The sequence below is a fragment of the Polyangium fumosum genome (assembly GCF_005144585.1).
Taxonomy (GTDB): domain Bacteria; phylum Myxococcota_A; class Polyangia; order Polyangiales; family Polyangiaceae; genus Polyangium; species Polyangium fumosum.
Window position 1 is genome coordinate 65,283 of sequence record NZ_SSMQ01000063.1, and the last position, 7,469, is coordinate 72,751.

Annotated in this window: 6 protein-coding genes; 2 read left to right on the forward strand and 4 right to left on the reverse strand. The window is 68.4% G+C overall.

What is annotated here, in order from left to right; translation table 11 throughout:
* Nucleotides 1-56: 56 nt before the first annotated feature.
* Entirely contained in the window at nt 57-2,129 is a 2,073-nt protein-coding gene (locus E8A74_RS40085) for a serine/threonine protein kinase (RefSeq protein ID WP_136934393.1), read from the forward strand.
* A gap of 19 nt (nt 2,130-2,148) precedes the next feature.
* Here the strand turns inward: E8A74_RS40085 and E8A74_RS40090 are convergent, their stop codons facing one another.
* Genes E8A74_RS40090 through E8A74_RS40105 form a run of 4 tightly spaced genes read right to left on the reverse strand, consistent with a single transcriptional unit; the run spans nt 2,149 to nt 6,002 of the window.
* Nucleotides 2,149-2,772: a hypothetical protein gene (locus E8A74_RS40090; RefSeq protein WP_136934394.1), complete on the reverse strand. Its 624-nt coding sequence runs from the start codon at nt 2,770-2,772 to the stop codon at nt 2,149-2,151.
* Nucleotides 2,765-3,517 (reverse strand): hypothetical protein, encoded by a 753-nt coding sequence (locus tag E8A74_RS40095; RefSeq protein ID WP_136934395.1) that lies wholly within the window; start codon nt 3,515-3,517, stop codon nt 2,765-2,767. The genes E8A74_RS40090 and E8A74_RS40095 overlap by 8 nt, the downstream gene beginning before the upstream one ends.
* A complete protein-coding gene (locus E8A74_RS40100) occupies nt 3,514-4,716 on the reverse strand; it encodes an AAA family ATPase (RefSeq protein ID WP_136934396.1) in 1,203 nt (400 codons plus the stop codon). Before E8A74_RS40100 ends, E8A74_RS40095 begins: the two co-directional genes overlap by 4 nt.
* A gap of 47 nt (nt 4,717-4,763) precedes the next feature.
* Nucleotides 4,764-6,002 (reverse strand): hypothetical protein, encoded by a 1,239-nt coding sequence (locus E8A74_RS40105; protein ID WP_136934397.1) that lies wholly within the window; start codon nt 6,000-6,002, stop codon nt 4,764-4,766.
* A gap of 93 nt (nt 6,003-6,095) precedes the next feature.
* Here E8A74_RS40105 and E8A74_RS40110 point away from each other — a divergent pair.
* Nucleotides 6,096-7,469 (forward strand): serine/threonine protein kinase (locus E8A74_RS40110; RefSeq protein WP_136934398.1); only part of this gene is annotated, 1,374 nt, incomplete at its 3' end.

The following is a 7,469-nucleotide window of genomic DNA, read 5'->3' on the forward strand; positions in this document are numbered from 1 at the left end:
GTTTTTGCCTCGCCGGCTCGTAACGTGGGGCCGCCACGGCCTCAGGACATGACGAGATGAGCACTGCGACCGACCCGACCGAGCCTGTCCCCGCTGGATGCCCTCGTCACGGGGCCATCGGCCCGCGCGCGCCCGAGGGGTTGTGCCCGCACTGCCTGCTCGACCTCGATCTGGTGACGGGGGACGACGACGCCCCGGAGAGCCTGCCCGTGCAGTTCGGGCCTTATGAGCTTTTGGCCAGGCTCGGCGAGGGGGGCATGGGCGTGGTCTACAAGGCGCGGCAGGTGAGCGTCGATCGCATCGTCGCGCTGAAGCGGATCCGCGACGGCGAGCTCGCCGACGCGAAGGCGAGGCGCCGCTTTTATCGCGAGGCGAGGGACGCAGCCAAGCTCGACCATGCGCGCATCGTGCCCCTGTACGACGTGGGCGAGCACGACGGACAACCCTATTTCACGATGAAGTACATGCCAGGCGGGACGCTCGAAGAGGCACGAGCCCGCTTCACCGATCCACGGCGCGCCGCGACGCTGATCGCCACCCTGGCCCGCGCGGTCCACGCCGGCCATCGCCAGCATGTCATCCACCGAGATCTCAAGCCCGAGAATATCGTCTTCGACGATCACGGCGAGCCGTACATCACCGATTTCGGCATCGCCAAGCGCCTCGACCACAACACCCGCACCATGACCGGCACCATCCTGGGAACGGTCGGGTACATGGCGCCCGAGCAGACGACCCGTGGTCACCCCCTGCGCGACAGCGCGACGGCCGATATCTGGAGCCTGGGCGTGATCCTTTACGAGTTGCTCGCGGGGCGGCGTCCGTTCGACGGTCCCACGCTGCTCGACGTCATGCGCCGCACCCACGAGGAGGAGCCCGAGCCGCTCGAACGGCTGCGCCGCGACGTGAGCCGAGAGCTGTCGACGGTCTGTCTCACGTGCCTGCACAAGGACCCCGCGCGGAGGTACATCTCCGCCGAGGCCCTCGCGGACGATCTCGAGCGATATCTGCGTGGCAAGCCGATCCGGGTGCGCCGGCCGAGCCCCGGCAGGCGCGCGCTCGCCTGGTGCCGCCGCCATCCCATCACCGCCGTTCTCCTCGGCGTCGCGGCGCTCGTGCTCGTCACCCTCACGCTCTGGTCCCTCGCGGGCACCCGCGCCCAGGAGCAAGCCCGCCGCGCGGAGGTGCTCGCCGCCAACCGGTATGCCGCCCGCGCCGTGGCCGGGACCGTGCTGGCCCAGCTCGGCGAGTACGCGACGAGCGTTGCAAAGGAGGCGCAGGCGCCGCAGCTCACCACGGCGATGGCGCTCCACGATGGGGAGGCTCTCCAGGGGCTCTGCGAGGGGATTCGCGCGCGCCAAGCCAGTCTTGCTTACTGGTTCATCATCGACGCGGGAGGCGCTCTTCAGGCGTACGTCCCTTCCGAGCAAAGCAGCAAGCTCAGCGTGACCCATTTCGCGTTTCGGGATTACTTCCGCGGCGCCATGTCGCTCGCCGCGGACCGCCCCGCCTACATCTCGCGTGCCTTTCGCTCGGCGACGGACAAGCGATACAAGATCGCCATTGCGGCGCCCATTCGGGGCGCGGACGGGAGGCCGCTGGGCTTGCTCGCCGCCGAGATCGCGACGGATCGGCGTTTGGGCGCCCTCGAGTTGAGCGACGACCACCGCGTCGCCGTGCTCACGGTGCGCCGCGACCGCGATTCGGCCTCCGAGCCCTTGCCCGAGGAGCACATCTTATGGGTGCACGGCGGCGTCGAGCATGGGGAGGGGGTCGTCGTGGAGAGTGACGCGCTGCGCCGACTCACGGCGCGGCGTGAGAGGGCGGGGGATGCGGGGAACGATCAACTCCGCCTGCCGCCGCCGGACTGGGTCGAGCTCGACGAAGCGTATCGTGATCCGCTCGATCAGCGAGGGATTCGCGAGGCCGGAGGGCCCTGGCTGGTCGGTGTCGCGGCCGTCGGCCGCACGGAGCTCGCGGTCATGGTGCAGACGCGCGTGGAGGATGCCACGGCGCTCGTTCTGACCCCGCTCCGCGTCTACGCGGCTTGGTCCGTGGGGGGCGTGCTCCTCTTGCTGGCGAGTCTTTTTGCTGCCCTGCGCGGCACGCGGCGGCGCGCGAGCGCTTAGTGCCCTGCTGCGGCGACCCTTAGCCCCGCGCCTTCCACGTCAGCACGAAATCACATGCGCCCTTGTCCAGGTCGAGCCCCTGCACCTCGACGTGGCCCTCCACGCCGGAAAAGTCGAGCGCGGCTTCCCAGCAACCCAAAAGGAGTTCGACCGCGGTGCCGCTCCGGAAATGCGTGGTCGGAAAGCCTCGCAACCGGAGCACGCCTCGTTCCTCGGCGAGGGGCTCGTAGCTCAGGCGGCCTGCGTTGTCGGCGACGAGCTGGCGGCCGTGCGGGACGAACCTCAGCAAGGATTGTGGCGAAAACCCGACCCGCCGCAGGAAGCTGTCGACGACCGCCCGGAGGAGCGGGTTCTCGAAATAACGATTCATGAGGCGCCGGCAGAGGTTGCGTGTGTCCGGATCCCCGAGCTCCGCCCGCACCGCCTCCAGCAAGTCGTAATAAGGCTCGGGCGGGAGCCATTGCACGGAGAGGGCGCCGCGGATCTCCGCAAGGGAGGCAGGCGACATACGCGCGAGAATGCGATCACGCACGACCGGGTCGAGCGCCTCGACCTCGCGGAGCGTGGCCTGGGCGAAGCTCGCGCGGTTTCGTTGCGGGGCGGGGCGGGAAGGGCGACGAGCGGAGGGCGGATCGTCAAGCACGCGTGGGGGCCCCGGCGTCGGCAAGTCGTTGAAGGAGCTGGGCGATCGAGAGGAGATCGGGCACGCGGCCGAGGAGCCGGTCGAGGGCGGTGCGCGAGGTTTCGTCGAGCGCATCGTCACGCGGCACGCTGCCCTTGCGATGGGGCGGCGCGCCGCCGGCCGCGAGCATTTTTTCGAGGCACCCCTGGGGCTTGCGGAACTGCTCCACGAACATCTCCGGTGGGAGGTTTCCGGGGGTGGGGTCGCAATCGTTTCGGAGGAAGGCGGCGAGGGCTTCCCGGTTGCGGCACTGAAGTTTGTGGAGCGCGGGCTCGACGTCGTGCGCGGCGATGAGTAGCGATTCGGAGTTCCAGCGGAGGAAATGGCCGTGGATGCGATCGGGGGCGAACGGCGCCGTGGCCCGAAGTTTCGTCGTCCAGGCATTGCTCGCGCGTATCACCCAGTTGTCGGTGCGCGCGGGGGCTCTCGGCGGATCCTCGATGGTGCAGCACGTCGTGGCTTTGTCGGCATCGGCGATGCAGACGAGATGATCGATGGAGCCGCTGCTGCGGAGGAACCCCCTGCGGGCCGCGATGGGCCAATCAGCGCGGATGAAGGGGTCGAATCCGCCGTGCCCGTTGACGCCGAACGCTGTGATTTCCGCGCCGCTCGTGCCGGCTTCGCGCAGGGTACGAAGAGCGCGCCGCAAGCAGGTGTCCAGCTTCTGGAAGAACTTGTCCTCCCAGAGGACGAGGATGCGCGTCACGGGTCGATCTCCGCCGAGTTTTCGGGGTCGAGTTGTCCGCGCTCGCGTAGGGCCGACAGCGAGTACAGCGTGCGCCACTCGTCGAGCGCCTCCCGGTTGAGCATACGCAGCTTCACGCCTTCGGCTGTGGGCTCACAGATGCGGATGCTGCCTGCGGGATCCGAGAGGTAATCGAGGAAGCGGTCGGAGTGGGTCGCCACGAAGACGGCGGTACGCTCGGAGGCGCGTTCCAGGAGGTAAGCGATGCGGCGCAGCGCCGAGGGGTGAAGATGGCGGTCGGGTTCGTCGAAGGCGAGGGCGGTTGCGGGTTCGGGGGAAAGAATCGCGGCGAGCAAGCAGAGGTAGGTCGCCATCCCCTCCGACATCTGACTGCCACGCAGCCGCTCGCCTGGATACCGCTTGTCCCGGAACGTGAGCGCGACGCTGCCGCCGGCTCGGTCCGCTGGAAATTCCAGGCGCTGGATGAAGGGGAACTCGGCGCGGAACGAATCCATCAGCTCGTCCCACACCTCCACATGGTTCTGCTGGATGTAATAGAGAGCGTTGGTGAGATCCAACCCTCGGCGGCTGATTCTCGCAACGGGCTCGAGGGTCATGCTATCGAAGGGCGAGAGCTTGCCTTCCCTGAGATCACGCGTCCAGAGGGGGGTCGTCAAGAAACCATCATAAACGTCAATAGTGCCAATGGTTCGTGTGAGATCGTCGAGTACAGGATAAAATGTCGGTTGTTTGAACTTCTCGAATGAAAGGACGGCGGCCGGGACGGATAGCTGGTCTCTTTGATTAGTTTTGTCGTTCATTAGCCACAGGTCGCTGTCCTGGCGCTCGAGAACTGTAACGAACTCGTCAGCGGGCTTCTTTCGTTTTTCGAGGCATTCCTTGAAACTCGCCAGGAAGCCGAGTGGAAGTTCAGCGCTGTAATGTAGGTCCAGATGACTCCAACGTGAGAGTGTCGTCGTTACCAGGTCGATGGTCGCACTATCCTGTCCCGTCGTTACGAGCGACTCGACGCCGCCGAACGCCCGACACCCGGCCACAAAACCCTCCTCCGCCCACCTGGACAACAAATCGAGCACCTGAATCACGCTGCTCTTGCCCGATCCGTTCGGGCCGATCAACACGATGGGCTTGCCCGGCTCGACGTCGATCGTCACGTCGCGCAGCAGGCGGAAGTTTTTGACGGACAGCTTGCGGAGCATCGCGACGCGCAGCCTACCCGAAAGCAGGCTGCGTCGCACACGTCAGCTCATCGCAACCCACATCCCACCGTGACCGCCTGATCCACCGTCGCGCGATCGATCTTCCTCGTATCCGCGTCCACCGTGACCCGCACGTTCACGCTGCCGCCGAGCCCCACGCGCGCCACGCCCTTCAAGAGGTCGCCAATCAGCCCGTTCGTGTGCGCGCCGATCACCGACGCGCCGAGCTCCGAGCAGGGCACCGCGCCGTCGAGGGTCATCTTGATCCGCGCCGAAAGGCCCTCGCGTTTTACCGTGCCGGGGCCGGCCAGCTTGAACGCGCCCGCGTCGACCGTCGCCTTCGTGATGCGCACGTCCGTGAGGTTCGGCGTGAGCTCGAACGTCGCCCCGAGCTTCGTCTTGCTCCCGAAGACGATGCCGTCGAGCTCCTTCGGGTGCGGCGGCACCCAGCCCTTCACCTCGAACGACGCCGTCCCCGCGTACATCCCCTTCGCCTCGGGACCGCCGAGCGTCACCACCACCGTCCCCTCCACCAAAGCGCCACGCAGATCCGCCGGGACCGAGAGCGAGCGCGCGCGCGTGAGATCGTCGACCTTCGTCGGCGGCAGCGTCGCCGTGAGCCGCATCGGCTTCGTGGTCGTGTCGAGCGCGAGCCGCAGCGGCGCGGCCTCGGCCGTCTTTGCGCCGAGCCAGATCGAGGCCGGATCCTTGCCGTTCCAGCGCGCGCCGAGGAGGCCCAGGTTCGTCCCCTCGAACACGACCGTGCCCTCGAACGCGCCTTCGGAGCCGCGCGCCTTCGTCACTTGTCCGGCGAGCACGAGGAAAGGCGATGCCTTCGCGCCCCAGGTCACGGTGACGTTGGCGGTCGTCGGCAGATCGAGGGCGCCCGGGTGGGCCTGGCTCCACGCGTCGAGGGCTTCGAGGCGCTCGTCGAGGGGGAGCGCCAGCGTGACCTCCACGTTGCGTGCGTCGATCCGCGTCGGGGAGAGGCCGTCGAGGTCCACGGCGATCCACGGGGATTCGGCCGCGAAGCCGGCGACGCCTTCGAGCTTGGCCTTGGCGCCGCGGAGCACGACGCGGCCCCACTTCGGGCTGAAGTCCTCGAACGTGAGTTCGATGCCCCGCGCCCGCGCTTCCTTCTCGATCCACCACCGGGCGAGCGGGCGGTGGCCGAGCCCTACACCGAGGCCGACCGCCGCGGACAGGACGAGCACGAAAGCCACGATCCGTCGCCCTCGCGGGCTCTTCTTCGGGGGCTCCGGGGCCGTGTCGGGCAGCGTGTCCATACCTCGTCCCTGCTAGCACGTCGGGGACGACGAGAGCGTGCCCGTGTTCCGCATGGTGAAAGGGCGTGCCTCGGACGTATACTGCGCGCCATCATGGCGGAAGGGACGCTGGCCCAGCCTGGCGATGTGATCGCCCGTAGATATCGGGTCGAATCCTGGCTCGGCCAGGGCAACATGGCCATCGTCTATCAGGCCAAGCACGTGAACACGGGCAAGGCGTGCGCGCTCAAGCTCGTGCACCCCCACCTCGTCACCCGCAAGGAGTTCGTCGACCTCTTCGTCAAAGAGGCCCAGCTCGGCGCGCGGATCGGCGAAAACCCGCACATCGTCGACGTGTTCGACGCAGGCGTCGACGAGGCGCGCAAGGTCCCGTACCTCGCGATGGAGCTGCTCCAAGGCGACACGCTGGAGAGCTACCTCAAGAAACACGCACGCCTGGCTCCGCGGCTCGCGCACACGGTCTTCGAACACCTCGCCGACGCGCTCGATCAAGCCCACGGCGCGGGCGTCATCCACCGCGACCTCAAGCCAGGCAACCTCTTCCTCGCCCGGGATCGGAAGGGGCAAACCCTCCTCAAGGTGATGGACTTCGGCATCGCGAAGGTGCTGGAGAGCCACGAGCAACGCACCGCGACGCAGATCGGATCGCCCGCGTATGCCGCGCCCGAGCAGCTCGGCGCGACGTTGCGCAGCCTCGCCGCGACGCAGGGGATCTCGATCTCGCAGACCGTGCAGGCGTCGACCGACGTGTGGGCGCTCGGCCTCGTCGCGTACGAGGCGTTCACCGGCGTGCAACCCGGCCAGTACTGGGGCGTCGACACGTACGCGGATCTCATGATCTGCATCGCGCTCGAAGAGCATCCGACGGCGACGCATCGGGCCGGCGACTACGCGAAGTTCCTGCCGCCGGGCTTCGACAAGTGGTTCTCGCGGTGCATCCAGCGCGACGCCACCGAGCGATGGCAGTCGGCGGGTGAAGCGGTGCGCGAGCTGATGCGGCTCATCGACGCGTGGACGTCGGATCCACTGACGGGAGATCTGAAGCTCGCGCCGTTCGAAGCGCCGGTCTCGTCGAAGTCGAGCAAGGGCGTCAAGCCTCTCCCGAAGCCGGCGCCGAAGCCCGCGGTCACCGGGTCGCTTCGCCCGTCGGTGACGGGGCTCCCGCTGAAGCTCCAGATCCCGAAGGCCGCGCCGGCCGTGGCCGATCCGGCGAAGGCCGGCGCGCTCGATCCCGGCAAGGCGGGCCCGATGTCGAGGGCCATGCCCACCGCGCCGGGGGCCGCGCCGAAGACGGGGCCCGTGCCCGCGGCCGTGCCGAAGACGGGGCCCGTGCCCGTGGCCGTGCCGAAGACGGGGCCCGTGGTCGCGAAGCCCACGACCGCGCCCACGCCTGCGCCCGCGCCCGTGGCGGCGACGCCTGCGCCCGCGCCCGTGGCGGCGACCCCCGCGCCTGCGGCCGTGGCGGCG